We start from the raw sequence: 25,110 nt of genomic DNA, 5'->3' as shown, positions 1-25,110 counted from the left end.
AAAACCAGAAACACCCAATGCCAGCAGGCATGCGCCGTTATGTGTTCGAGTTCGGTCCACAAGCCATTGAAAGACCAACCGATCTTGACGGCAGGACACATAAGAAAACGGGGCACAAAAGGTGCATAACCACCCCTCGGGCGATCCCACACCCTCTGCCGCCGATATCGACATGACGCGACAGGTGCAGACCGCCGCCGAGGCGCTTGGCCTGACGTTGCATGACCATATCGTGATTGGCAAATCTTCTGAGGTCAGCTTTCGCTCTGCAGGCTATCTCTGAGCTGCGTTACCGCACCCAGACCTCGACGCGCCGGTTCACCTGCCGCCCCCAAGCGGTGTCGTCGCAGGCCATCGGCATCGCCTCGCCGAAGGCATCCAACTCCAGACCGATCCGCTCCAGATTTGCGGTCTCGGCGGCGCGCGTTACGGCACGCTGCACGGTTTCGGCCCGGCGCAGGGCAATGTCGCGATTGGTGCCAGCCGGACCATCCCCATCGGAAAAGCCAACAAAGACCAAGCGCCGCGCATCGTAATGGCCCAGTTCCATCGCCCGCGCCAGTTGCTCGGCATTCGAGCGCGATTGCGCGTCAAGCCGGATCGAGCCCGCTTCAAAGCGGAAGGTGGTGGTCAACCGCTTGAGCGGCCCCAGCACCCGCACCATGCGCTGCAATTCCTCCAGCCCCACCTCTGCGCCGGCCTGCGCAATTGCATTGGCAAATCGGTCGCCTTGCGCGTTGATCTCGATCTCTTCGGGGGTCTGATCAACGAAGCCTGCCCGCCGGATCACCAACTGCGCCGAGGGATCCCGCAGATAGGTCACGAATTCTCGCCCCAGCTTCGGCAGCCGTCGCGCGGGCAAATAGATGAAGAGGGGCGCCGTCAGCGGATAATCCTCTGTCTTGACCGCGCGGCGCGTGGCGCTGAGGGCAAAGCCACAGTCCCCCGTGAGCGCCAATTCCCAGGTGTCGCCCTGCTCCGAGCGTGTTGTCAGTCCAATCGCGAAGGGATCGCGCGCGACCGCTTCGGCAAATGCGGAGCCGTCGGGATGCCGCACTGCGTTGGCGATAACGTCCCGCCCATCGGGGCGCAGCACCTGATCGACGCTGGCCTGGCCTATGCCAGTGCTCGCGTCCCAGAGATGCACGTCAATGGGCGCATCTGGCCCCCCCAAAGCGACCCAATTGGTGATTTCGCCCGACAGCACCTGCGCCAATTCCCGAAGACTGATGCCCTGAACCGAATTGCTTGGTGCGACCACGGGAATAAGGGCATCAAGCGCCAGCACCCGCACCTGTCCCGGCGCCATCAGGTTGCCCAATCCCGCCTCGCGTGCGCGCGTGATCTCATCCTGTCGCGCCTCGCGCAGGGTCAGGGCAATGTCGGCCTCGTTCGCAAGAAGATCGGCAAAGCCCTCATCGGTATTGGTCAAACGAAAGACGAATTCACCGACCAGCGTACCGTCGCCCTGATGCAGCGTAAAAACCAACTCTTGCGGGCTTATGTCTTCGCGGGTCACTTCGTAACCACCGCGGATGCCAAACGCCTCGATCAACGCGGGCATCAACACCCGGCCAATCGTAGGTGCCCCGGAGAACACCAACCGCGCCACGTAATGTTCCAGATCCGGACAGCCCGGCCCCTCGCAAGCCACGCCCGAACCATCGACCGTCAACTCGCCGTAAATCGTATCTACACGGTAAAATTCACCATCAAAGCCCAAAAGATTGCCAGAAATCTCAACCGCGCCGTCATGAGAGCGCAGCGTGACATCCTGTGCTAGCGCAACGCCCGGCTGGGCCAAAAACCAAAGTGCGGCGATAATCGCCGCACGCAGAATTGTCATAGCTCGCCCCCTGCAAGACCGCGCCTCAGTTGGACGCGATCTTCAGGTCATTGAACAGGTTTTTCAACACAAGAAAGTCGCCGGTCCCCTCGCAATCGGGCATTGCCAGCACGATATCCTGCACTTCGAGCCCGTTCGCGCCGGTAGCGATGGATTGCGCCTCGAAATCGCGGCTGCAATTGGCGTCTGTCACCTCGGCCTCGACCTGCAGCTGGACGATGCCATCCCGAGATGAGGCCCCGGTGGGAAATGTATAGACCTCGGCGCGTAGCGCGTGATCCATCTCACGCTCACCCAGAGAGGTGAGGAATCCGCCCTCGCCCTTGAGTGCGCGTGTCGTATCCTGACCAGCACCGGCCCAGACGTGACCTGCCTCGCCAAACTCCGCACCAAATTCGAGCGCGTGCAAGTGCAGCGCATCACCACCCCGCCACTGCACGACAAGACGGTCATAAAGCGCCAAGGTATCCACGGTCGCGGTGGCAATGGCCCCCTGTCCATCCTCAAAGGCCGCGATGAACACCGCCGCTTCGGCCAGAGCGGGCACGCTCAACGTGCTCTCGCCGTGATCATCGGTCACAGCTGTGAACATCATGCCGTTGTGATGCAACGTATATCCGGTGTTAGGCTGGCAGGGCGCGCTGAGTGTCACCTCGACCATGGCAGCGGCCTGTGCGCGGGCCTGCATGACATAGTCACAGGCGAAACTTGGCGCGACCTCTTCCCTGGGCAACGTGTTGGTCCGCTGGGCCTCTTCTGCCACGGCAAGCGTCACAGGGGCGGCAGGCAGGGCCACGGGCTCTGGCGCGGTCATTGGGGGCACCGCCTCAGCCGAGGTCAGCTCAATCTGGGTGATCTCAACCGGGGCCTCAAGAGCCGGGGAGGAGGCCAGTTCGACGCCCGCCGCGGGGCTCTGTGCCCCGGCCTGCATGAAATAGCCTATTCCCAATGCACAGGCGAGCGTGCCGCCTGCGGTGATGTAACGTCTGGCCTTGAACATACCACTCTCCCTGACACATCAATTGTCACGGGGAAGCTACTGTTCAAAAATGGCCCCCATATGGCGGGGAATGGGTGTCAATCGGGCGGGCGACCTCAGGCCAGCCGCCCGTGGCAATGCTTGAACTTCTTGCCGGATCCACACGGACAAAGATCGTTGCGGCCCGGATTGCCCCATGTTGCGGGATCATTCTCGTCAAAGCCGGGGGCAGCGTTCTCATTCACCTGCGGCGGTTCGCTTGTATCCGCCGCCGCCATCATTGCGGCGCGCTGAGCCGCAAGTTCCTGCATGAGCTGCTGCTGTTCGGCCTCACTCATGGGTCGGATCTGCGCCAGTTTCTGCGTCACATCCATACGCAGGCTGTCGAGCATGTTCTCGAAGAGTTGGAACGCCTCGTTCTTGTATTCGTTCAGCGGGTCGCGCTGTGCATAACCGCGGAAGCCGACGACGCTGCGCAGATGCTCGAGCGTCAGGAGATGTTCGCGCCACTTGCCGTCGATCGTCTGCAAGAGAACCTGCTTCTCGATCATCCGCATGGTATCGGGACCGAACTGCGCCGCCTTGGCGGCCATCATCTCGTCAGCGGCCTTTTCAAGCCGTTCGACGATATCCTCGTCATCGACACCTTCCTCGGCGGCCCAGTCGATCACCGGCAGATCCATGTTCAGCTTTTCGATCACGGCTGCATAGAGCCCTTGGGTATCCCATTGGTCGGCGTAGGTCTTGGGCGGCATGTATTGATCGACGAGATCGTCGATCACCTCGCCGCGCATGTCCTTGACGATCTCGCTGAGATCCTCGGCGCGCATGATGTCGAGGCGCTGCTTGAAGATCACCTTGCGCTGCTCGTTCATCACGTCGTCGAATTTCAACAACTGCTTGCGGATGTCGAAATTGCGCCCTTCGACCTTGGCTTGCGCGCGCTCCAGCGATTTGTTGACCCAAGGGTGAATGATCGCTTCGCCCTCTTTCATCCCGAGTGTTGCCAGCACCTTCTCCAGCCGCTCAGAGCCGAAGATGCGCATCAGATCGTCCTCAAGGCTGAGGAAGAAGGCCGATTTGCCCGGATCACCCTGTCGGCCAGAACGGCCCCGCAGCTGATTGTCGATCCGACGGCTCTCGTGTCGCTCGGTGGCAAGGACAAAGAGCCCACCCGCGGCCTTGACCGCCTCTTCGTCGGCGGCATGCTCGGCCTCGATCCGCTTGCGGATGTCTTCCGGGTCAGCCTCGGGCGCGGCGGCGATGGCCTCCATGATCTTGAAGTCAACATTGCCGCCCAGCTTGATGTCGGTGCCGCGTCCCGCCATGTTGGTAGCAATCGTGACCGCCCCCAGCTTGCCCGCATCGGCAACGATCTGGGCCTCTTTTTCATGTTGGCGCGCGTTGAGCACGTTGTGCGCTATACCGGCATCGGTCAGCAACTTGCTCAGCATTTCGGATTTTTCGATGGACGTCGTGCCCACGAGCGTCGGCTGGCCTTTTTCATTGGCGCTGCGGATGGCGGCGACAATGGCCTCGTATTTCTCGCGCGCGGTGCGATAGACGGCATCATCCTTGTCGATCCGCGCGATGGGGCGGTTGGTCGGAACTTCGACCACACCCAGACCGTAGATTTCGCCGAATTCCTCGGCTTCGGTCAGGGCGGTGCCGGTCATGCCCGACAGCCTGTCATAGAGGCGGAAGTAATTCTGAAAGGTAACAGAGGCGAGGGTGACGTTCTCAGGCTGAATGGAGCAGCCTTCCTTGGCCTCGATTGCCTGATGCAGCCCGTCCGACAGGCGGCGCCCGGCCATCATCCGGCCGGTGAATTCGTCGATCAGGACCACCTCGCCACCGCGGACGATGTAATCCTTGTCCTTGGTAAACAGCTTGTGCGCGCGCAGCCCCTGATTGACGTGATGCACGATTGTCGTGCTTTCGGGATCATAGAGCGATTGTCCTTCGGGCAGAATTCCCCGCGCAACGAGCAGGTTCTCGAGATATTCGTTGCCTTCTTCCGTGAAGGTGACGTTGCGGGTCTTTTCATCCAGCTTGTAGTGATCGTCCTGCAATTCGGGGATCAAAGCGTTGATCGTCTGATAGAGGCTGCTGCGATCCTGGCTGGGCCCGGAAATAATCAAGGGCGTGCGCGCCTCGTCGATCAGGATACTGTCCACCTCGTCGACCACGGCGAAGTTATGCCCGCGCTGGTTCATCTCCTCGAGCGAGGATTTCATGTTGTCGCGCAGATAGTCAAAGCCGAGTTCGTTATTGGTCGCATAGGTCACATCAGCAGCATAGGCCGCCTTTTTCTCGGACTCGGGCTGTTGAGGGTAAACCACGCCAGTTGTCATGCCGAGCGCGGCAAAGACCTTGCCCATCCATTCGGCGTCACGTTTGGCAAGATAATCGTTGACCGTAACCACATGCACGCCTTTGCCGGACAGAGCATTGAGGTAGGAGGGAAAGGTTGCGACCAGCGTCTTGCCTTCACCGGTCTTCATCTCGGCAATGTTGCCCTGATGCAGGAAAATCCCACCCATGAGCTGCACGTCAAACGCGCGCAAGCCCAAGGCCCGGCGCGCGCCCTCGCGGCAATTGGCAAAGGCTTCGGGCAGGAGGGCATCGAGGCTCTCGCCTCCGGCGATCCGAGCCCTGAACTCATTGGTCTTGTCTATCAGTGCTTGATCGCTGAGGCCTTGATATTCGGGTTCCAGCGCGTTGATCTTTGCGATCAGCGGGCGTGTCGCCTTGATCTTGCGGTCATTCGGGGTGCCGAAGATCTTTTTGGCGACCGTTCCAATACCCAACATGTTTTATCCGTTCCGGTGTTTTGCCTATCCGTGGCAGGCAACCGCTTGCCCCTCTTGTCGCGTCCCCCTAAAACGGGGCGCAAGACGGCGGTTCTGCCTTGGTCTCAAGGCGATGTAAGGGCCAGCCGGTTGAGTGTCAACGCTGCGCACCCGCGCACCCCCGCTCTGCGGGCCCCACCAAAGGATGATTTCATGTTTCGCCCCCTGCTTTCGACCACAGCCCTCGTGACCGGGCTTGCACTTGGCGCACAGGCCTTTGCGCAGGACACCCCGAATGCCGATACGGTGATGGCCACCGTGGGCGGCACCGACATCACTCTTGGGCATATGTTGGCGGTGCGGGCGGTGCTGCCCTCGCAATATGATCAGGTGCCCCCCGAAGTGCTCTTCAAAGGCGTGCTCGATCAACTCATCCAGCAGGAATTGCTGAGCCAGGCGCATGAGGGCGAGATGTCGCGCGCCGCAGCGCTGCAACTCGAGAACGAGCGCCGCGCCATTCTGGCCGCCGATGTGGCCGAGGATGTCGTCAACGCCGACATGACCGAAGAACGTCTGCAAGCGGCCTATGAGGCGCAATATGCCGGAGCCGAGGAGGAAACCGAGTACAAGGCCGCTCATATTCTGGTCGAGACCGAGGAAGCGGCGCAAGAGCTGGTTTCCGAGTTGGAGGGTGGGGCGAACTTTGCTGAGCTTGCAAAAGAGCACTCCATAGGCCCCTCTGGCCCGTCTGGCGGTGACCTGGGCTGGTTCGGCGACGGCGTGATGGTGCCCGAGTTCTTTGACGCTGTTGCAGCACTTGAGGTGGGCGCCGTTTCGGCCCCGGTGCAAACGCAGTTTGGCTGGCATGTGATCAAGCTCAACGAGACCCGCGTCAAGGAGCGTCCTACCCTTGACACCGTGCGCGACGAGTTGACCAACATCCTGCGCCAAGAGGACTTTGACGCCTATATCGCCGCGCGCGAGGCCGCTACCGACGTGACGCGCACAGATACGACCGCGATGGACCCCGCCATCATCAACCAAACCGATCTGCTGGAGAACTGAGCCATGGGTGCCAAACCGCCGCTTTCCCCGCTTGCACCGGCGGGTTTCCCTGAACTGCCCGTGATCGCTGGCGTGAGCTTTGCCACGGCAGAGGCTGGGGTGCGCTACAAGAACCGCACCGATGTGCTCTTGGTCAGCCTTGCACCCGGAACTGCGATTGCCGGGGCCTTTACCCGCTCTGCCACGCGTTCTGCGGCGGTGCTGGATTGTCAGGACAAGATCGGCTGCGATTCAGCCTCTGGTGCCGCGATCGTGGTCAACTCGGGCAATGCCAATGCCTTTACCGGCCGGCGCGGGGCCGAGTCGGTGCAGGCCATCACCGAGGCGGCGGCCAAGACGCTGGACATCCCCGCGAGCCGCGTCTTTTCCTCTTCGACCGGCGTGATCGGCGAGCCGCTGCCGCATGAGCGTATCATCGACAAGCTCGATGATCTGGCCGCAGCCCTGTCGCCCCACGCGATAGAGACCGCAGCCCGCGCCATCATGACCACCGACACCTTTCCCAAAGGCGCCTCCGAGGTGGTGACGATCGACGGGCAGGCCGTGCATATAGCGGGGATCGCCAAAGGCTCTGGCATGATCGCGCCCGATATGGCGACGATGCTGGTCTATATCTTTACCGATGCCGCGATTGATCAAGAAATCCTTCAGGACATGGTCAGCGCGCTGAATCGCACGACCTTTAACTGCATCACCGTGGATAGTGACACCTCGACCTCTGACACGCTCCTGGTTGCTGCCACCGGCGCTTCTGGCATCCGTGTGACCGAAAACAGCATGGGCTTCATGGAGGCGCTGCGCCGCGTCATGCTCGACCTCGCGCATCAGGTGGTGCGAGACGGCGAGGGCGCGACGAAATTCGTCGAAATCTCCGTTACCGGAGCCGCCTCGGACTCAGAGGCGCATGTTCACGCCAAGGCCATCGCCAATTCGCCGTTGATCAAGACCGCCATCGCGGGTGAAGACCCCAATTGGGGGCGCGTCGTAATGGCGATCGGCAAATCCGGTGCGCGGGCGGACCGCGATCTGCTCGCGATCTGGTTTGGCGACATGCAGGTGGCCAAGGACGGTTTTGTCAGCCCAAGCTATGACGAGGCCATTGCCGCCGCCTACATGAAGCGCCAGGAGATTGTCATTCATGTCGATCTCGGTCTTGGCGGTGGCACCGCTCGCGTCTGGACCTGCGATCTGACGCATGGCTATATCGACATCAACGCGGATTACCGGTCGTGAAAACCGTTCTGGTTTCGGCGGTCGCGCTGATTGATGTGGACGGTCGTATTCTCTTGACCCAGAGGCCGGAGGGCAAATCCATGGCCGGTCTCTGGGAATTTCCCGGCGGCAAGGTCGAGCCGGGCGAGACGCCGGAAGTGGCGCTGATTCGGGAGTTGCAGGAAGAGCTGGGGATCAACACATGGGCCAGTTGCTTGGCCCCTTTGACCTTTGCCAGCCACTCCTACCCTGAATTCCATCTGCTGATGCCCCTCTTTGCCTGTCGCAAATGGGAGGGAATCGTACAGGGGCGCGAGGGGCAAGCGCTCAAATGGGTGCGCGCGGCGGACCTTCGATCATACCCGATGCCGCCAGCAGATATTCCGCTGATACCCATCTTGCGCGACTGGCTCTGACGCGCAAACCAGTATTTCGCCCCCCTTAAATTCCCCACTGTCAATCGTTTTGCGCCTGCGACCCGGCAGGTTTTTGGTAGCTGCAAAAAAATTCGACACTATGCGAATGGCTAGTATCTTTTTCATCAAATATGGAAATACTCTTACAACCTTAACAGGCTTGTTACTTTCGGGGGGAATGACATGCTGCGAACTGTTCAGTTGGGATCTTGTGTTTCCATTCAGGGAATATTCGTTCGACTTCTCAGCAATGGCTTGATGCAGGTCAGAGTTGGCAACCAGCTTTACTCTGGTCGCCCTGTGGAACAGCGCACCGCCTGAAACCGTTTCGTCCGCGTTAACGTCCTTGACATGAAAAGGGGCCGCCCTTTGGGGCCGCCCCTTTGTTTTGTCTGGCCCAATTGATCAGGCCAGCGTGCGCACCACTTCTTCGCGCTCGAAAATCTCGATCACATCGTTGGGACGGATGTCGTCATAACTCTCGAAGGCCATACCGCATTCCTGACCGGACTGAACCTCGTTGACGTCATCCTTGAACCGCTTGAGCGTCTTGAGCGTGCCCTCATGGATCACCACGTCATCGCGCAAGAGACGGACGCCCGAAGATTTCCGTGCCACACCCTCTGTCACCAGACAGCCCGCCACGCGACCAATGCCCGTGACCTTGAACACTTCCTTGATCTTGGCATAACCGATGAACTTCTCTCGGATTTCATTGCCCAAGAGACCGCTTGCCGCCGCTTTCACATCGTCGACGAGATCGTAGATCACCGAATAGTACCGGATCTCGACGCCCTTCTGGTTGGCGGTATTGCGCGCGGGCGCATTGGCGCGGACGTTAAAGCCAAACACCGGGGCGCCTGATGCTTCGGCCAGACCGATGTCAGACTCGGTGATGGCGCCGACACCCGAATGCAGCACGCGCACGCGCACCTCTTCGTTGCCAATCTTCTCCATCGCCTGAACGATAGCCTCGGCAGAGCCCTGCACATCCGCCTTGACGACGATGGGCAGTTCCTTGACGTTCTCGTCTTCCTTGGCTTTGGCCAAAAGCTGTTCCAGGGTCGTGCCTGCACCGACGGCAGCGCGCTTTTCCTTGGAGGCATTGGCGCGGTATTCGGCAATCTCGCGTGCCTGTGCTTCGGTTTCGACGACGTTCAGCACGTCACCAGCCTCGGGCGTGCCGTTGAGGCCCAGAACCTCGACCGGCACCGAGGGGCCAGCCTCTTTGATGCGCTCGCCGCGATCGTTGATCAGCGCCCGCACGCGGCCATACTGCTCGCCCACGACAAAGATGTCGCCCTGACGCAGCGTGCCCTTCTTGACGAGCACGGTCGCAACCGGACCGCGGCCGACGTCAAGCTGGGCCTCGATCACGGCACCTTCGGCGGCACGGTTCGGATTGGCCTTGAGTTCGAGAATCTCGGCCTGAAGCGCGATAGCCTCAAGCAGCTCGTCCAGACCTTGCCCGGTGACGGCAGACACTTCGACGTCCTGCACATCGCCCGACATCTGTTCGACGATCACCTCGTGCTGCAACAGATCGGTCCGCACCTTCTGAGGGTTGGCTTCGTATTTGTCGATCTTGTTGATCGCCACGATCATCGGGACTTTGGCCGCCTTGGCGTGGTTGATGGCCTCGATGGTCTGCGGCATGACCGCGTCATCGGCGGCCACCACCAGCACAACGATATCCGTCACCTGTGCGCCACGCGCACGCATGCTGGTAAAGGCCGCGTGACCCGGCGTATCGAGGAAGGTCAGCAGTGCACCGCTGTCGGTCGTGACCTGATAGGCGCCGATATGCTGCGTGATGCCCCCGGCTTCGCCCGCGACAACCTTGGCATCACGGATCGCGTCCAGAAGAGAAGTCTTGCCGTGGTCGACGTGCCCCATGATGGTGATCACAGGCGGACGAGGCGCGAGATCCTCGGGTTTGTCATCGACCTGATCGATCACATCCTCGACATCCGCGTCGCTCACGCGGACCACGCGGTGCCCGAATTCCTCGATGATGAGTTCGGCGGTATCGGCATCAATAGACTGGTTCTGCGTGACCATCATGCCGTTCTGCATCAGCGCCTTGACCACATCGCTGACGCGCTCGGCCATGCGGTTCGCCAACTCCGACACGACAATGGTCTCTGGCAGTTGCACGTCACGCACGATCTTTTCGCGCTCTTGCAAACCACCCATAGCCTTTTGACGGGCGCGTTCCTGCTTGCGCTTCATCGCAGCCATGGATTTCGGGCGGCCGCCTTCGCCCCCGGCCAGAGCCTGATTCAGCGTGAGCTTGCCGCCGCGACGGGCATCCTCGCCGCCGCGCGCCTTGCCCCGGCGGGATTGCTGATCGTCTTCTTCGCGCTTGCGCGCCACCGGTGCGACCTTGGGCGCCGGCGCACGCGATGCAGGCGCCGCCACGGGGGCTGCGTCCGGCTCTGCCGCCGAGGCCGCAGCCTTGAGCGCGGCCTGCTCGGCCGCGCGCTTCTGGCGGGCCTCTTCTTCTTCTCTGGCGCGGGCCTTTTCCTCGGCTTCGCGCTGTTCGCGTTCCTTGGCCTCGGCCTCTTCGCGACGCCGCAGGCGTTCTTCTTCGCGTGCCTTTTCCTCCGCCTCGCGTTGGGCGGCGTCATCGGCTTCGCGCGCTCTGGCTGCGGCGAGCGCCTTCATCCGGCGCTCCAGCTCTGCATCAGAGATCCCTGCCGGACGCTTGGACGCGCTGGTAATACCCGAAGACGTTGCAGAACCCGCAGCGCCGGTCGCGGCTGCCGCAGGCTTGGGCACGACGACGCGCTTGCGCTTGGTTTCCACCACGACGTTCTTGGTCCGGCCATGGCTAAAGCTCTGCTTCACGTTCCCCGGCCGGGAACCTGCGCCACGCACCCCCAAAGGTTTCTTTCCGTCGTTGTCGCTCATAGTCTTCTACTTTCCTTTCCGGCGCGCTGTCTCGCCGTCCGAGACGCGCAGACCTTTCAGTCTTGCCGCCTCCTCTACAACACGTTGCAACAAACCTCCATCCCCCAGTGCCGCGTGGATCGTGGTTTGTCGGCCAAAGGCCTGGCCCAACTCGTCTGCCGTAAGCCAGCCAATGAAAGAGCCGCCATAGGGCGTGCTCAGCTTGGATTTTCCGCGCTCAGAGCCATCGCTGGCCTGAATGAGAACACGCGCATCCTCGCGCATGAGCATGTCCTTGACCTTCTCATAGCCCGACACCGCGCGCCCCCCCTTGCGGGCGAGACTGATGAGGTCGACCACCCGGCGCACGAGCAGGGCCTCGACCTGATCGACCAAACCCTCGGGCACCTGCACGGGCTGCTTGGCCGCGCGGGCAAAGAGCCCCTTGTTTGCAGCCTTTTCTAGGGCGGCCCGATCCGCCGCGACCCAGATACCGCGCCCCGGCAGCTTTTCCGCAAGGTCCGGGGCAATCTGGCCTTCGGGACCGATCACAAAGCGGATGAGCCCATGCTTGGGCTGCACCTCACCTGTGGCGATGCATTTACGCTCGGGACCGTCGCTCCGGTCTTTGGGTTCACCACCGCGCCCCATGATGTGCTCCAAGGCCTGAGCGATCAGGCCTCGGCCTCCTCGTCATCATCGCCGTCGAAATCGGCCTCTTCGGCATCGTCTTCGAGTTCGGTCGGATCGACCCAGCCCAGCATCACCCGGGCGGTCATGACCATATTCTGCGCTTCCTCGAGCGAGACGTCAAATTTCTCCAGAATACCCTCGTCCTTGACGCGCTCGCCCTTGACCGTGGTCCAGCCGCCAGCCAGTTCCCAATCGGCGCAGGTGGCGAAATCCTCGAGCGATTTCACATCGTCCTCGGCCAGTGCCAGCACCATCTGCGGCGTCAGCCCCTCGAAGGCGATCAGACTATCCTCGGCCCCCAATTCGCGAGCCTTGTCCAAGGCCGCCTTGGCCTGCGCCTCGATCACGTCGCGGGCGCGCGCCTGGAGTTCAGAGGCCGTGTCCTCGTCAACACCGTCGATCACGAGCAATTCGTCAAGATCGACATAGGCCACCTCTTCGAGGTTGGTGAACCCTTCCGAGACCAGCAATTGCGCAAAGAATTCGTCCAGATCAAGCGCATCGACAAAGAGCTTGGTGCGCTCTTCGAATTCCTTCTGGCGACGTTCGCTATCCTCGGCCTCGGTCATGATGTCGATATCAAGCCCGGTCAACTGGCTGGCCAGACGCACGTTTTGGCCGCGACGACCGATGGCAAGGCTCAGCTGCTCTTCCGGCACAACGACTTCGATGCGCTGTGCATCCTCGTCGATCACCACCTTGCTGACCTCGGCAGGCTGGAGCGCGTTGACGAGGAAGGTTGCCTGATCCTCGTTCCACGGAATGATGTCGATCTTTTCGCCCTGAAGTTCGTTCACGACCGCCTGAACCCGGCTGCCGCGCATACCGACGCAGGCACCGACGGGGTCAATCGAATTGTCATAGCTGATCACGGCAATCTTGGCCCGGCTGCCCGGATCGCGCGCCACGGCCTTGATCTCGATGATGCCGTCATAGATTTCCGGCACTTCCATCTTGAAGAGTTCGGCCATGAACTGCGGATCGGTGCGGCTGAGGAAAATCTGCGGTCCGCGCTGCTCGCGGCGCACGTCCTTGATGTAGCAGCGCACGCGGTCGTTGGGGCGATAGGCCTCGCGCCCGATCTTTTCGTTGCGGCGCAGGATCGCTTCGCCCCGGCCCACGTCGACGATGACGTTGCCATATTCCTCGCGCTTGACCACGCCGTTGATGATCGTGCCCACGCGGTCCTTGAATTCTTCGTATTGGCGATCCCGCTCGGCTTCGCGCACCTTTTGCAGAATGACCTGCTTGGCGCTCTGTGCGGCGATGCGGCCCATCTCGACAGGCGGCACTTCTTCAACATAAGTGTCGCCGACCTTGGGATCGTCCATATATTGCTTGGCCTGCGCGACCGTCATCTCGGCCTGATAGTTTTCCACCGCGTCATCCTCGACCACGGTGCGCACGCGGGTAAACTTGGCACGGCCCGTCTTGCGGTCGATACTCACGCGAATATCCATCTCGCTGCCGTAGCGGCTCTTGGCGGCGCGGGCGAGGCTTTCTTCCATCGCTTCGACCACCAGCGCCGGGTCGATCATCTTTTCGCGCGCGACCGCTTCTGCGGTCTGCAACAGCTCCAGCTGGTTGGCGGATGTGATTGCCATGGTGTCAGTCCTCCTCAGAACCGTTCTCGGTTTCGATCTCGTCAAATTGCTCTTCGTTGATCACGCCCGCCGCCTTGCGCTGTCGCAGCATTTCCTTGATCAACTCATCCGTCAGAACCAGCTTGGCATCGCTAAGCCAGTCGAATTCCAGCCCGATCGTGCCTTCCTCGACATTGATCAGAACCTCGGTGCCCTCGACGCCCGCCAGAACGCCCTTGAAGCGGCGACGGCCGTCAATCAGCTCGGTCGTCTCGATCTTGGCCTCGTAACCCTCGAACATCTCAAAGTCCTTGAGCCGTGTCAGGGGCCGGTCAATACCGGGGCTCGACACTTCGAGCGTATAGGCATCTGTCAACGGGTCCTCGACATCCAGAACCGCGCTGACCGCTGTGCTGATCGTGGCGCAATCATCCACCTCGATGCCACCTTCGGGCTTGTCCGCCATGATCTGAAGCGTGTGATACTGCCCGCCCATAAGCCGGACGCGCACCAGTTCATAGCCCAGATCCTCGATCACGGGGGTGATGATCTCTGCCAGTCTGCGATCAATCGCTGCCTTTGCAATCAAGTCGTTCGTCATGGTTCCCAAGCACAAAAAAACGGGCGCGCGGCCCGTTACACTTTCCGGTGGTGCATTCGAGTGGACCCGAAAGCGCCGCTGTTGAAGGGCGTATACGCCCCTCTCCCTGAGTCTGCAAGGGGGATTCGGCCTTAGCCAAACCTGTCCTGCCACGCCGGCAGCGCATCGCCCGGCTCGGACCGCGCCGCGTAAACTGCCCGCGCAATGGCCCGCGCCATGACGCAGGCCGCCGCGTGACCCAGCATCACCTGTGCGGCCAGATCAGGCGCGGGTTGCGTACCCGTGGAGGCGGCAAAGATCAGATCGCCATCCATCAGAGTGTGCGAGGGTACGAGGGCCCGCGCATATCCGTCCTGTGCTGCCGTGGCCAACCGCGCGCATTGCGCCTGCGTAAGGGCTGCATCGGTGGCCACAATGCCAATCGTGGTATTGCCATGCTGCGCCAGCTTGGTCGGTGCAAGGGCCGGATCGGGATAGGCCCGCGCCACGCCACGCCCGCCAAATTCCGCACCGCGCTCGAACGGGGCTGCCCAGAACTCTGGCCCCTCGCCCACCGTGGCCGAGCCAAGCGCATTGACCGCCACCAATGCGCCCACGGTCACGCCCCCCGGCAATAGGGCCGAGGCCGACCCGAGTCCGCCGCGCAGATTGGCCGTGGTCGCCCCCGCCCCTGCCCCCAGACTGCCAATCTCGAATTCCGCTGATGCAGCATTCAGCGCCGCATGGCCAAGCGCCTTATAGGGGTTCTCGCGCCACGCCTTGTCGCCGCCATTCAAGAGGTCAAAGAGGATCGCCCCCGGCACTATCGGCACCCGCACATCGCCCACGGCAAACCCGCGCCCCATATCGCGCAGCCCGTCGGCAACACCCGAAGCGGCATCAAGGCCAAAGGCAGAGCCGCCCGACAACACCAGCGCATCCACCTGCTCGACCACACGATCCGGGCTGAGCAAATCGGTCTCGCGCGTGCCCGGCGCACCGCCCATCACATGCACACCTGCGGTGAAGGGCACATCGCCCACCAACACCGTGACACCTGAGCGCAGGCGCATGTCCTGCGCATTGCCCACGCGCAGCCCCGCCACATCGGTGATCAGATTTCGCGCAGCAATCTTCGTCCTCATGCCGCAATCCCCCTATCCCTGTCGCAAACCCGCTTGCCAGACCGTGGCCAATCGCTAAAACCACCGCAGGCCCGGGCGATGGCGTCGCCCCCTTTCGGCCTTTCCCCACAGTCCTGAACGCCGGGACCTTCTTTTGCAAGGAGGGTCACTATGACTGCACGTCCTGAATTCTACCGTTTCCACAATGGCGAAAAGGCCCCGCTGCCCTTTGCCGTGTCTGAATATGAGGCCCGGCTTGCCGGTCTGCGCGCCATCATGGCAGAGAACGGCACCACCGCCGTCGTTCTGACCTCGATGCACAATATCGCCTATTACTCGGGCTTTCTCTATTGCTCCTTTGGCCGCCCCTATGGCCTTGTCGTCACCGACACCGCCTGCGTGACAATCTCGGCGGGCATTGACGCGGGTCAGCCGTGGCGCCGCTGTTTCTGCGACAACATTACCTATACCGACTGGCAGCGCGACAATTTCTGGCGCGCGATCCTGTCGGTCACGGGTGAGGGGCGTGTGGTCGGCTATGAAGGCGATCACCTCACGCTGCATAACCGGGACAAGCTGGAGAACTTCCTCAAGCCCGGTGCGATGATCGACATCGCCCCCGCCACCATGCGTCAGCGCATGAAAAAATCGGCGGCGGAAATTTCCCTTATCCGCTCTTGTGCGCAGGTGGCGGACGTGGGCGGCTATGCCATCCGCGACGCGGTCAAGGTCGGCACGCGCGAGATTGACGTGGCCATGGCGGGCCGTGACGCGATGGAGGCCGAAATCGCCAAGCGCTTCCCCGACGCAGAATATCGTGACACCTGGGTCTGGTTTCAGTCCGGCATCAACACCGACGGCGCGCATAACCCCGTCACCGCCCGCGCGATTGAACGCGGCGACATCCTGTCGCTCAATACCTTTCCGATGGTGTCAGGCTATTACGTGGCGCTGGAGCGCACGATGTTTGCGGGTGAGGTGGACGATGCCAGCCTGAAAATCTGGGAGGCCAACGTCGCCGCCCATGAATATGGCATGTCTTTGCTGAAGCCCGGCGTGAGCTGTGCCGAGGTGACGCACAAGATAAACACCTTCTTCGAAGAGCGCCAATTGCTGCAGTACCGGACCTTTGGATACGGTCACAGCTTTGGCATTCTCAGCCATTATTATGGCCGCGAGGCAGGTCTGGAACTGCGCGAGGATATCGACACCGTGCTGGAACCGGGCATGGTCATCTCGATGGAGCCGATGCTGACACTGGCGGCGGATCAACCTGGCGCGGGCGGCTACCGCGAGCATGATATTCTCGTCATCACCGAAGATGGCAACGAGAACATCACGGGCTACCCCTACGGGCCCGCGTTCAACGTGGTCGGGTGACAAGAACCCAAGAACAGATGCGGCGGGGTTTACCCCGCCGTGTCACAGCGCGCTTCCGCCAGACGCTTAAAGAATTTCAGCGCCTCTTGCCCGGCCGAAAACCGCTCCAACGCGCCACCGCGCACCTCGGCAATACTCCAGACCCAGCTTTTCGCCGGATCGTCGAGCATCGACCATTCGGGAAACATCCGCTCTTGCACTTCGCGATGCATCAGACGCACCGGATTGACATGCCGGTCGTCCTGAAGAATCCGGCCAAAAGTTGCCTCGACCTTGGGTTTTGGGCCTTCCAGCAGCTGCAGATACATATCCCCGCGCACGATCAGCGCACCGGTCACGTCATCGCGCGCATTGTAGCGCCGTGCGTCCATCAGGATGCCCGCCAGCATTGCCGGATCAAAGCCGAAAGGCTGTGACGCATAGATCAACTGGGTCAGCGGCATTTGATGGCTCCTCGGGCCGGATAGCTATGTGACGCGGGCGAGCCGTCGAAAGAATGGAGATCGCGATCTAGGCGCACCCGGATCATTGCCCAAGAGGCAGGACCGGCGCACAACCATTGATCAACGGCAGCAGCACATATACCACCCAAATACGTTCCCCCCCGCCCCGGATCAACCCACCCACAGGTATACGCCATACGTAAGCATAGCGTTTAAGGGCGCGTTTCACAGACGAATTTTGTTTACCCGCAGACGGGGAGACCCTCGACAGGCTGAAACGCACTCTACCGCGACAGCCCGCCATGCAGCGTCGGCTGATCAAGGCTGGCAAACCCGTAATGCCGCAGCCACCGCAAGTCTGAGTCAAAGAACGCGCGCAGATCGGGGATACCGTATTTCAGCATCGCGATCCGGTCGATCCCCATGCCAAAGGCAAAACCCTGCCATTCATTCGGATCAATATTCCCAGCCTGCAAAACCTTGGGATGGACCATGCCGCTCCCGAGGATTTCCAGCCAGTCATTTCCCTCGCCCACCTTGAGCGTACCGCCTTCCCAGCTACAGCGGATATCCACCTCGGCCGACGGCTCGGTGAACGGGAAATGCGACGCGCGAAAGCGCAGCTCGACATCATCCACCTCGAAGAACGCCTTGACGAACTCTTCCAGCACCCATTTCAGGTTGGCCATGCTGATATCTTTGTCGATCGCCAGCCCCTCGACCTGATGGAACATGGGCGTATGGGTCTGGTCGTAATCCGCGCGATAGACCCGCCCCGGCGCGATGATCCGAATGGGGGCGCCATTGGCCTGCATGCTGCGAATCTGAACGGGGCTGGTATGCGTGCGCAACACATGCGGCGGGCGCTCATCCCCTTCTGCGCGATGGGTATAAAACGTATCCATCTCGGCCCGCGCCGGATGGTGTCCGGGAATGTTCAGCGCGTCGAAATTGAACCAGTCGGATTCGATCTGCGGCCCCTCGGCCACGGCAAACCCCATATCGGCAAAGATCGCGGTCACTTCCTCGGTGACCTGGCTGACCGGGTGGATCGTGCCGGCCCTGCGCCCCCGCGCAGGCAGCGTCACATCCAGCCACTCGCCGCGCAGCCGCTCATCCAGTGCAGCATCACCGAGCGCCTGTTTCTTGGCGGCAAGCGCGCTGGTGATCTCGTCCTTGAGCGCGTTCAGACGCGGCCCGGCCTCTTGCCGCTCTTCCGGGCTCATCCGGCCCAATTCGCGCATCGCGAGACTGATTTCGCCCTTCTTGCCCACGGCCTGCAGGCGCAGATCCTCAAGCGCGGCCTCGTCACCGGCATTGGCAATCGCCGTCAGATATTTTTCCCGCAGATCACTCATCGCTTCCACCCCGCTGGTATCTCCGGCGAGTTACCGCGCATCGGCGCGGCGTGCAAGCGGTTGCACCGGTCAAGCCCGGTCGATCCGCGCCTGATAGCAATTGTTGCGCGCCGATCGCACGTGGATATAGGCCACATCCCTCTGCGCGAACACCTGTTCGGCATAGGCGGGGATCTCGGCCGCTGTCACAACACGACCGGTGCCATAAACGATGCGGTTCAGGCTGTTGTAACCCTTGAGCAGATAGTCGGGGCTGTCTCGCAAGACTTCGGGAATCGCTGTGCCTTCATGGCGCGCGCAGGCCTCCGCGCAGAGGAAAATCGGCCCGGTCTCTGCATAGGGATGCAACCCGGCAAAGGGCCGATAGGCGAGGATGAGCATCGCCGTCCCCTCGGGGATGAATCGCAGGCAATGACGGCACGGATTGCCAGATCCCTGCGCCACATGGTGTTCAGGCGGGTGTCCATGAGCATCGGGTGCGCCGGCTTGCAAGGCGCGGACAGTCTCTGTGGGCAAGGCGGTGATGGCGATCATTCTCGGGCCTCCGGTTCGGGTTTCCCCAAATCTGCCCCAAGGCTGCGTCATGGGACGACCCGCTTCTTGCGCAATCTGCGCTCAGCCTTTCGGCTTTTTGTCCTGAACGTCCCGGAGCAGCGTCTCAAGCTGCGTGAGCCGCGCCAACACCTCGTCGCGGTAATTATCAGTCTTTTCGACATCTTCGGCGTGATGCGCATCCTGCATGGAGTTGACGATAAGACCAACGAGCAAGTTCACCACGGCGAATGTCGTGACCATGATAAAGGGCACAAAGAAGGCCCAGGCATAGGGAAACTGCTCCATCACCGGGCGCACGATCCCCATGGACCACGATTCCAGCGTCATGATCTGAAAGAGCGAATAGGCCGAGCGCCCAAGATCGCCAAACCATTCCGGAAAGGCTGAACCAAACAGCTTGGTCGCCATCACGGACCCGATGTAGAACAGCATCCCCATCAACAGGAACACCGATCCCATACCGGGCAAAGCGGTCACCAGCCCCTCGACCACACGACGCAGCGAGGGCGCGACCGAAACCACGCGCAAAAGACGCAGGATGCGCAGCGCCCGCAGCACCGACAGGCCCTGCGTGGCCGGGACAAGCGAAATCCCCACGATCACGAAATCAAAGATATTCCAGCCATTCCGGAAAAACCCACCTGGTCCGCGCGCAAAGAGTTTGGCCGCGATCTCGACCACGAAAACCGCAAGACAGAGTTTGTCGAGAAATAAGATCGCATCGCCCGCCCGCGCCATGATCGGCGCAGAGGTCTCCATCCCAAGTATCACGGCGTTGAACAGGATTACGCCCAGAATGGTGTTTTGAAACAGCGATGTATCGAGAAACGCGCCAACGCGGGTGCGAAAAGTCATGGGCCTACCTGCAAAGTCCTGTGTCTGACCAATGCGCCCCATATGGGCGCATCTTGTCCTTGGCACAAGCAGGGCTGCCTCAGCTATCGGCGCGCGCCAGCATCCGGCCCAGCGGACGTCCGCCCAAGATATGCAGATGGTAATGCGGCACCTCTTGCACACCATGGGCGCCGGCATTGGTGATCGCGCGAAATCCCTGACCGCCTTCGCCCAGATCGACACCCGTCAGGCGACAGACCTCTGCCACGGCGCGGTTGAAATCGACGATCTCGGCGTCACTCGCCTCGGCGGCAAAATGATCATAGCTGGCATAGGCGCCCTTTGGGATCACCAGCACATGCACCGGCGCCTGCGGCTGAATATCGTGAAAGGCAAGGGTATGCGCAGTCTCCAGCACCGTCTTGTTCGGTATCTCGCCGCGCAGGATACGGGCAAAGATGTTCTGGGGATCATAGGCATGGGGCATGGCGCATCCTCAATCTGCAAACAGGTGGTCGGGTTCCGCGATTTCCTGCGCTTTTTCTCGCGGAATATCAAGGAACCGCGACAAGAGATCGGCGCGTTGGCCGCGATCATCCGATTGCCGCATGATTATGTGATTCTCGAATTCGGAATCGCGGATGCGGTCGCTCTCATAGGTCATGTCGCCCCGAATCGTGGGCAAAAGCCGCTCCAATGTCTCGGGCGGGGTCTGCTCACCCGCGAGGCCGACACGCATGGCGTGGCCGATCAGATATTCATCGGTGAAATGGCACTGAACCTCCAAGAGCTTGGTCACAGCCCGGTCGCCACAGAAATCCTGCAAAAGATCAATACTTCCGGGGTCCATGCAGACAAGCAGGCGATCGGTTTCATAGTAATCGAACAGCATCCGCATGAGGGCGCGCCGGTGCCGGGTTCGTTTGGCCAATGTAGCCTGAATACCCCCCAGATCGGGCAGGGCGGTGCCTTCTTCATTAAAGAGATACTCGATCGCGGGCAGGTTGGTGACCTGTCGGATACGCTCCAGCAGGCGCTTGGCCACATGCCACTTCTTGCATACCACGATCATCAATTCACGCTCGCGCCCGAGCGTGCTCTCGGTTTCCCAAAACCGCTGCGCAAATCGGCGGCCTTCGCGACCGCGGGCGGTGAGAAACTGAAACAGGCTGCGGCCTTCGTTCGAAATCTGGAACTGCGCCCGCTCATCTGAATAGAGCGTGCCCAATCGGCGCTTCAGCTCCAGCGCTTCGGGGCTGATCTTGCGGGCAAACAGATAATCCTGACTGAGCAACAGGTCGTAATGGTCATTGTAGAACGTCACCGGCATACCATAATCGGTGAACATCAGAAACGTGAGCGTGCGTGTCTCGATCTCGCGCTCCGGCACAAGATGCCGCACGAGTGTCTGAAAGAACGTCTCGTCTGGGATCCACGTTGTGCGGAAGAACCGCATCACATCTCGGCGCTTGCGTGTGAAGTCCAAAATCCATTCCACCGTGCGCCGCCGCAGGCACCACCACTGGCTTCCGATCTGAATCTGGATGTCATGCGGAATGGGGCGCGTCAGGCCCAGTTTGCGCTGGAGATTGAACGATGCATAAAAGCGTTTGGGCTGTGTGCGTTCGTTGAAGAAGTGACGGTAAATGAGCCGCTCTTCCTTCATCCCCGTCTTGATCCAGTCACTTTCGAAGTAATCGAAGCTCTCGACATAATCGACATCTCGGTTGTCCAGAAACTGATGCGCGAACCGGGCCGATTTGATCGGCGCGCAATCGCCGGACAGCATGTAGAAATGCGTGGCGCGCGGAAACGCGTCCACCGCGGCCTCAACTGCGTAGAGCGTAGCCTGCACCAGAGACCACGCGCCCCAACCGCATTTGATCCGCTTTTTGGCAAAGGTTACACTTGGGTTGTCTGCCAGCGCCGTCTTGATCCGGGTGAATGCCTCTGGCTTGGCGCGAGCATCGAAATGAATGGCCATGTAGTCGCCCGCGGCCGTCAGCATCTCGGCCTGACGGATGATCGCCTCAGGGTCCTTGTGACACAGCAGGATGAACGCGATCTTTGCCATTGCGGAAACGGTTTAACCTTAGATTGACCGACTGTTTATAGCATTAACGGCGAACAGCGCCTGAATAAACAGACTTTCTTTGGTTTTTTGAACAGGTTAGACAGGATCAAGCCTGTGTGAAGCGGGAAAGTGTTGGCGGAGGCAGCGATCATGGGATTTCCCGGAACCTGGATGACCGAGAGCGAGAGCGTGGTCTACCGCGTGGTGCCAAAATGCGCCTGCTCGACCATCGGGCAGATACTCTATTACTCTGACCACGGCGTTTTCTTTGATGGCGACATTCACGATGCAACGGAGGGCCTGCACAAATGGGCCCGCGAGGACAGTCAAAAACTGATCAACGCCAATGTGAAAACCCACACCTCCTATGCGTTTTCCTGCGTTCGCAATCCCTATACCCGAATCCTGTCATCCTTTTTCGACAAGATTTGCGGCATTCAGCGCAACGGCAGCCGCTATCGCGGCAAGCTGGTGCCGACCATCATCCAGAAGTACGGGATCGAAGTGGGCGGCGACGACGGCAAGCAAGAGTTCGACCAGATCAAGAGCTTTCGGCGGTTCCTGCTCTTTGCACGGGACACCATCCGCTGGAAACGCCCCATGGAACCGGACATTCACTGGTCCGCCATGTCAGGCCATATCTCGACCTTCATCGTGAACGGCGGCCGCTACGACAAGATTTTCTGGACCGAGAAATTCGATGAGGGCATGGGTGAGGTGCTGGCAGCCATCAACACGAGGCATCCCGTCGACCTCAAGACGATTCCGCGCTTTAACGAATCCGAAGGCCATGGACCGAAACGCGCCCACCCGGTCGAGGATTATTTCGACGATCTCTCGATGCATCTGATCTACGAGATCTACAAACGCGATTTCGACCTCTTCAAATATGATTTCGAGAATCCTGCCAACAAGATGCCGGTGGGGGAGATCGACCTTGACGAGGTGCACGCCAAGCTGGGCGACTGATCGGCGCCACTAGGGCTTGCATTCCAGCCCAACTGGCGTATACGGCACGCCAGACATGCGCGTGATGCCCGCTCAGGCAAGAATCACCCCGTTCGGCGGGGGTCCCGGTTGGGTATGACGTGCGTTTAAACATATCGAACCGAGAAAGGGTCACCTTAATGGCCAACACGCCGCAGTCCAAAAAACGCGCCCGCCAGAACGAGAAGCGTTTTGCCATCAACAAATCGCGCCGCTCGCGTATCCGTACATTCCTGCGCAAAGTCGAAGAGGCCATCGCCTCTGGCGATCAAGACGCGGCCGTGACCGCGCTGCGCAATGCTCAGCCCGAGCTGATGCGCGGCGTGACCAAAGGCGTGGTGCACAAGAACACCGCATCGCGCAAAATTTCCCGCCTGTCGGCCCGCGTCAAGGCCATCGCACAGAGCTGAGAAGCAACTCATTGAAAGTAAAAGGCAGCGTCGTTGGCGCTGCCTTTTGCATGTCTGACGGTCCAAGGACGGTCAGAGATTCTTTTCCGTCAAAGGCCCTGTCAAGAGCATAGAATAGTTGCCGCCACGGGTGAGACGTTGCTAGTTTCAGACCTGCGATTCACGCTTGGGGGGACAGGCTACAACGGTGTCGGGCACAGAGGGAAACCCTCGGTCACGGCATCGAGACGGAGCGTTGCGCTCTGGCCATGTCCGATGCGAATGTATTTTGCGGTCAAAAACCGCGTGGCTTTGGGACAAGCCGCGCAATTATGGTGTTTGACCTCAGAATGCACGCTTGTTGATGAAGGGACATGCGACCGTTGCATCTGACAACGGCATGTATGCGCTTTGCCACAACCAAGCTTGTGTCGCACTGGGTCGAACAGCTGCTGTTCGATCCGGTTTGAGAAGAACGGCAGGGTCGCGGAACGGGGACAGAATGACACAAGAACAATGGGGCCAGTTGAAGCAGAAGCTTCAGCAATCCGTCGGGCAGAGCAATTTCAAGAACTGGATCGAACCTCTGGAATTTGCTCGCGTCGATGATGGCGTTGCGACGTTTCATGTCCCCACGACGTTTCTTGGAAATTATGTCTCGCAACATTTTGGCGAGCTGATCCTTTATCAGATGACCAATCTCTCTCCCGACGTGAGGCGCGTGCAGTTCCGTGTCGCCGCAAACAGTGGTGCGCGCCCATCTCGCCCCACTACCGCGGCTCCTGTCGAACCCATTGCCGACAGCCTGGTGCCGTCTGCGCCGCTGGACGAGCGATTCAGTTTTGACAGTTTCGTCGTTGGCAAGCCCAACGAATTGGCGCATGCCGCCGCGCGTCGTGTGGCAGAGTGTGGCCCTGTCACCTTTAATCCACTGTTTCTTTATGGCGGCGTCGGGCTCGGCAAGACACACCTTATGCACGCAATTGCCTGGGAACTGAAAAACACTCGTCCCGATTTGAACGTGGTCTATCTCTCGGCGGAGCAGTTCATGTATCGCTTTGTTCAGGCGCTGCGCGACCGCAAGATGATGGATTTCAAATCCGTGTTCCGCTCGGTTGATGTGCTGATGGTGGACGATGTGCAGTTCATCGCCGGCAAGGACAGCACGCAGGAAGAGTTCTTTCACACGTTCAATGCCCTCGTGGATCAGAACAAGCAGATCGTGATTTCGGCCGATCGCGCGCCCGGCGAGATTGCCAATCTCGAAGAGCGGATAAAGTCACGCCTGCAATGTGGCCTCGTGGTCGATCTGCACCCTACCGATTACGAATTGCGTCTAGGCATTCTGCAATCCAAGGTCGACCGCTACCGCGCGCAATATCCCGACCTCGTCCTGCATGACGGAGTGCTCGAATTCCTTGCCCATCGGATCAGCACCAATGTCCGCGTGCTCGAAGGGGCGATGACACGGCTCTTTGCCTTCGCCTCGCTTGTGCGCAAGCCTATCACGCTGGAACTGACGCAGGACTGTCTGGCAGACGTGCTGCGCGCGTCCGAGCGCAAAGTCTCTATCGAGGAAATTCAGCGCAAGGTCTCGGACCATTACAACATCCGCCTGAGCGACATGATCGGCCCCAAACGCACGCGCTGCTACGCCCGTCCGCGTCAGGTGGCGATGTATCTGTGCAAGCAGATGACCTCGCGCTCGCTGCCCGAAATAGGCCGCCGTTTCGGTGGCCGCGACCACACCACAATTATGCACGGTGTCAAGCGGATCGACGAGTTGCGTATTCAGGACGCGCAGATCGCCGAGGATCTGGAGCTTCTGCGCCGCACGCTGGAAGGCTGAGCAGCAGCAACCCTTGACGCTGCCGGTTTTCCGTCCGAAAACTCCAAAAAACACTTGAG

21 protein-coding genes and 1 pseudogene are annotated in these 25,110 nt (G+C 60.5%); 8 read left to right on the top strand and 14 right to left on the bottom strand.

Annotated elements, in window-relative coordinates:
- Window positions 1–121: 121 nt before the first annotated feature.
- A pseudogene (locus MVC20_RS18905) lies at window positions 122–283 on the top strand (JAB domain-containing protein); the annotation flags it as partial.
- Window positions 284–289: 6 nt separating this feature from the next.
- Here MVC20_RS18905 and MVC20_RS18900 read toward each other — a convergent pair.
- From MVC20_RS18900 to secA, 3 genes are all read right to left on the bottom strand, one after another.
- Window positions 290–1,846 (bottom strand): phosphate ABC transporter substrate-binding/OmpA family protein, encoded by a 1,557-nt coding sequence (locus tag MVC20_RS18900; RefSeq protein WP_297544216.1) that lies wholly within the window; start codon window positions 1,844–1,846, stop codon window positions 290–292.
- A gap of 25 nt (window positions 1,847–1,871) precedes the next feature.
- On the bottom strand, window positions 1,872–2,846 hold the full coding sequence (locus MVC20_RS18895) for a hypothetical protein (RefSeq protein ID WP_297544214.1): 975 nt from the start codon (window positions 2,844–2,846) through the stop codon (window positions 1,872–1,874).
- Window positions 2,847–2,941: 95 nt separating this feature from the next.
- Window positions 2,942–5,638 carry a preprotein translocase subunit SecA gene (secA, locus tag MVC20_RS18890; protein WP_297544212.1) on the bottom strand — a complete coding sequence of 899 codons (2,697 nt, stop codon included), beginning with the start codon at window positions 5,636–5,638 and terminating at the stop codon, window positions 2,942–2,944.
- Window positions 5,639–5,830: 192 nt separating this feature from the next.
- Here secA and MVC20_RS18885 point away from each other — a divergent pair, with 192 nt between their 5' ends.
- Genes MVC20_RS18885 through mutT form a run of 3 tightly spaced genes read left to right on the top strand, consistent with a single transcriptional unit; the run spans window position 5,831 to window position 8,310 of the window.
- Window positions 5,831–6,682: a peptidylprolyl isomerase gene (locus MVC20_RS18885; RefSeq protein ID WP_297544211.1), complete on the top strand. Its 852-nt coding sequence runs from the start codon at window positions 5,831–5,833 to the stop codon at window positions 6,680–6,682.
- A 3-nt stretch (window positions 6,683–6,685) separates the two neighbouring features.
- Complete coding sequence (gene argJ / locus MVC20_RS18880) at window positions 6,686–7,915, top strand: bifunctional glutamate N-acetyltransferase/amino-acid acetyltransferase ArgJ (protein ID WP_297544209.1); 1,230 nt, start codon at window positions 6,686–6,688, stop codon at window positions 7,913–7,915.
- Window positions 7,912–8,310 (top strand): 8-oxo-dGTP diphosphatase MutT, encoded by a 399-nt coding sequence (gene mutT, locus MVC20_RS18875; RefSeq protein ID WP_297544207.1) that lies wholly within the window; start codon window positions 7,912–7,914, stop codon window positions 8,308–8,310. Before argJ ends, mutT begins: the two co-directional genes overlap by 4 nt.
- A 405-nt stretch (window positions 8,311–8,715) precedes the next feature.
- Here mutT and infB read toward each other — a convergent pair whose 3' ends face one another.
- The 5 genes from infB to MVC20_RS18850 all read right to left on the bottom strand — a co-directional run bounded on the left by infB (window position 8,716) and on the right by MVC20_RS18850 (window position 15,203).
- On the bottom strand, window positions 8,716–11,223 hold the full coding sequence (infB, locus tag MVC20_RS18870; RefSeq protein ID WP_297544204.1) for a translation initiation factor IF-2: 2,508 nt from the start codon (window positions 11,221–11,223) through the stop codon (window positions 8,716–8,718).
- A 6-nt stretch (window positions 11,224–11,229) separates the two neighbouring features.
- The gene (locus tag MVC20_RS18865; protein WP_297544202.1) at window positions 11,230–11,853 is read right to left on the bottom strand and encodes an RNA-binding protein; all 624 of its coding nucleotides are present in this window, start codon (window positions 11,851–11,853) and stop codon (window positions 11,230–11,232) included.
- A gap of 23 nt (window positions 11,854–11,876) precedes the next feature.
- The gene (gene nusA / locus MVC20_RS18860; RefSeq protein ID WP_297544200.1) at window positions 11,877–13,499 is read right to left on the bottom strand and encodes a transcription termination factor NusA; all 1,623 of its coding nucleotides are present in this window, start codon (window positions 13,497–13,499) and stop codon (window positions 11,877–11,879) included.
- A gap of 4 nt (window positions 13,500–13,503) precedes the next feature.
- Window positions 13,504–14,079 (bottom strand): ribosome maturation factor RimP, encoded by a 576-nt coding sequence (gene rimP, locus MVC20_RS18855; RefSeq protein WP_297544198.1) that lies wholly within the window; start codon window positions 14,077–14,079, stop codon window positions 13,504–13,506.
- A gap of 131 nt (window positions 14,080–14,210) precedes the next feature.
- Window positions 14,211–15,203, bottom strand: a complete 993-nt coding sequence (locus MVC20_RS18850) for a P1 family peptidase (protein WP_297544197.1) — start codon at window positions 15,201–15,203, stop codon at window positions 14,211–14,213.
- A gap of 150 nt (window positions 15,204–15,353) precedes the next feature.
- On the opposite strand from MVC20_RS18850, the gene MVC20_RS18845 reads away from it, so the two are divergent.
- Window positions 15,354–16,562 carry an aminopeptidase P family protein gene (locus tag MVC20_RS18845; RefSeq protein ID WP_297544195.1) on the top strand — a complete coding sequence of 403 codons (1,209 nt, stop codon included), beginning with the start codon at window positions 15,354–15,356 and terminating at the stop codon, window positions 16,560–16,562.
- A gap of 29 nt (window positions 16,563–16,591) precedes the next feature.
- Here MVC20_RS18845 and MVC20_RS18840 read toward each other — a convergent pair whose 3' ends face one another.
- From MVC20_RS18840 to MVC20_RS18815, 6 genes are all read right to left on the bottom strand, one after another.
- Window positions 16,592–17,005 (bottom strand): BLUF domain-containing protein, encoded by a 414-nt coding sequence (locus tag MVC20_RS18840; protein WP_297544193.1) that lies wholly within the window; start codon window positions 17,003–17,005, stop codon window positions 16,592–16,594.
- Between the two features lie 284 nt (window positions 17,006–17,289).
- On the bottom strand, window positions 17,290–18,363 hold the full coding sequence (pheS, locus tag MVC20_RS18835; protein WP_297544191.1) for a phenylalanine--tRNA ligase subunit alpha: 1,074 nt from the start codon (window positions 18,361–18,363) through the stop codon (window positions 17,290–17,292).
- A 69-nt stretch (window positions 18,364–18,432) separates the two neighbouring features.
- A complete protein-coding gene (locus MVC20_RS18830; protein WP_297544189.1) occupies window positions 18,433–18,897 on the bottom strand; it encodes a DUF1203 domain-containing protein in 465 nt (154 codons plus the stop codon).
- 81 nt (window positions 18,898–18,978) lie between these two features.
- Entirely contained in the window at window positions 18,979–19,773 is a 795-nt protein-coding gene (locus tag MVC20_RS18825; protein WP_297544187.1) for an ion transporter, read from the bottom strand.
- A 79-nt stretch (window positions 19,774–19,852) separates the two neighbouring features.
- Window positions 19,853–20,239, bottom strand: coding sequence for an HIT domain-containing protein (locus MVC20_RS18820; protein WP_297544185.1), 387 nt, complete (start codon window positions 20,237–20,239; stop codon window positions 19,853–19,855).
- 9 nt (window positions 20,240–20,248) lie between these two features.
- Window positions 20,249–21,826, bottom strand: a complete 1,578-nt coding sequence (locus MVC20_RS18815; protein WP_297544183.1) for a DUF5928 domain-containing protein — start codon at window positions 21,824–21,826, stop codon at window positions 20,249–20,251.
- Window positions 21,827–21,976: 150 nt separating this feature from the next.
- Between MVC20_RS18815 and MVC20_RS18810 the strand changes: the two genes are divergently transcribed.
- From MVC20_RS18810 to dnaA, 3 genes are all read left to right on the top strand, one after another.
- Window positions 21,977–22,795: a sulfotransferase family protein gene (locus MVC20_RS18810; protein ID WP_297544162.1), complete on the top strand. Its 819-nt coding sequence runs from the start codon at window positions 21,977–21,979 to the stop codon at window positions 22,793–22,795.
- Between the two features lie 158 nt (window positions 22,796–22,953).
- The gene (gene rpsT, locus MVC20_RS18805) at window positions 22,954–23,223 is read left to right on the top strand and encodes a 30S ribosomal protein S20 (protein ID WP_037276502.1); all 270 of its coding nucleotides are present in this window, start codon (window positions 22,954–22,956) and stop codon (window positions 23,221–23,223) included.
- Between the two features lie 481 nt (window positions 23,224–23,704).
- Entirely contained in the window at window positions 23,705–25,051 is a 1,347-nt protein-coding gene (dnaA, locus tag MVC20_RS18800) for a chromosomal replication initiator protein DnaA (RefSeq protein ID WP_297544161.1), read from the top strand.
- The last annotated feature ends 59 nt before the right edge of the window (window positions 25,052–25,110 follow it).

It is taken from the genome of Roseovarius sp. (assembly GCF_027019125.1).
Taxonomy (GTDB): domain Bacteria; phylum Pseudomonadota; class Alphaproteobacteria; order Rhodobacterales; family Rhodobacteraceae; genus Roseovarius.
This window is presented reverse-complemented; position numbering and strand designations above follow the sequence as displayed.

Coding starts and splice junctions, on each gene's coding strand:
- MVC20_RS18820 (WP_297544185.1), bottom strand. CDS start 20,239: ATGCCCCATGCCTATGATCCCCAGAACATCTTTGCCCGTATCCTGCGC.
- MVC20_RS18810 (WP_297544162.1), top strand. CDS start 21,977: ATGGGATTTCCCGGAACCTGGATGACCGAGAGCGAGAGCGTGGTCTAC.
- MVC20_RS18895 (WP_297544214.1), bottom strand. CDS start 2,846: ATGTTCAAGGCCAGACGTTACATCACCGCAGGCGGCACGCTCGCCTGT.
- dnaA (WP_297544161.1), top strand. CDS start 23,705: ATGACACAAGAACAATGGGGCCAGTTGAAGCAGAAGCTTCAGCAATCC.
- argJ (WP_297544209.1), top strand. CDS start 6,686: ATGGGTGCCAAACCGCCGCTTTCCCCGCTTGCACCGGCGGGTTTCCCT.
- rimP (WP_297544198.1), bottom strand. CDS start 14,079: ATGACGAACGACTTGATTGCAAAGGCAGCGATTGATCGCAGACTGGCA.
- pheS (WP_297544191.1), bottom strand. CDS start 18,363: ATGAGTGATCTGCGGGAAAAATATCTGACGGCGATTGCCAATGCCGGT.
- MVC20_RS18865 (WP_297544202.1), bottom strand. CDS start 11,853: ATGGGGCGCGGTGGTGAACCCAAAGACCGGAGCGACGGTCCCGAGCGT.
- rpsT (WP_037276502.1), top strand. CDS start 22,954: ATGGCCAACACGCCGCAGTCCAAAAAACGCGCCCGCCAGAACGAGAAG.
- MVC20_RS18845 (WP_297544195.1), top strand. CDS start 15,354: ATGACTGCACGTCCTGAATTCTACCGTTTCCACAATGGCGAAAAGGCC.
- MVC20_RS18885 (WP_297544211.1), top strand. CDS start 5,831: ATGTTTCGCCCCCTGCTTTCGACCACAGCCCTCGTGACCGGGCTTGCA.
- MVC20_RS18815 (WP_297544183.1), bottom strand. CDS start 21,826: ATGGCAAAGATCGCGTTCATCCTGCTGTGTCACAAGGACCCTGAGGCG.
- MVC20_RS18850 (WP_297544197.1), bottom strand. CDS start 15,203: ATGAGGACGAAGATTGCTGCGCGAAATCTGATCACCGATGTGGCGGGG.
- nusA (WP_297544200.1), bottom strand. CDS start 13,499: ATGGCAATCACATCCGCCAACCAGCTGGAGCTGTTGCAGACCGCAGAA.
- MVC20_RS18825 (WP_297544187.1), bottom strand. CDS start 19,773: ATGACTTTTCGCACCCGCGTTGGCGCGTTTCTCGATACATCGCTGTTT.
- MVC20_RS18900 (WP_297544216.1), bottom strand. CDS start 1,846: ATGACAATTCTGCGTGCGGCGATTATCGCCGCACTTTGGTTTTTGGCC.
- MVC20_RS18840 (WP_297544193.1), bottom strand. CDS start 17,005: ATGCCGCTGACCCAGTTGATCTATGCGTCACAGCCTTTCGGCTTTGAT.
- secA (WP_297544212.1), bottom strand. CDS start 5,638: ATGTTGGGTATTGGAACGGTCGCCAAAAAGATCTTCGGCACCCCGAAT.
- MVC20_RS18830 (WP_297544189.1), bottom strand. CDS start 18,897: ATGATCGCCATCACCGCCTTGCCCACAGAGACTGTCCGCGCCTTGCAA.
- infB (WP_297544204.1), bottom strand. CDS start 11,223: ATGAGCGACAACGACGGAAAGAAACCTTTGGGGGTGCGTGGCGCAGGT.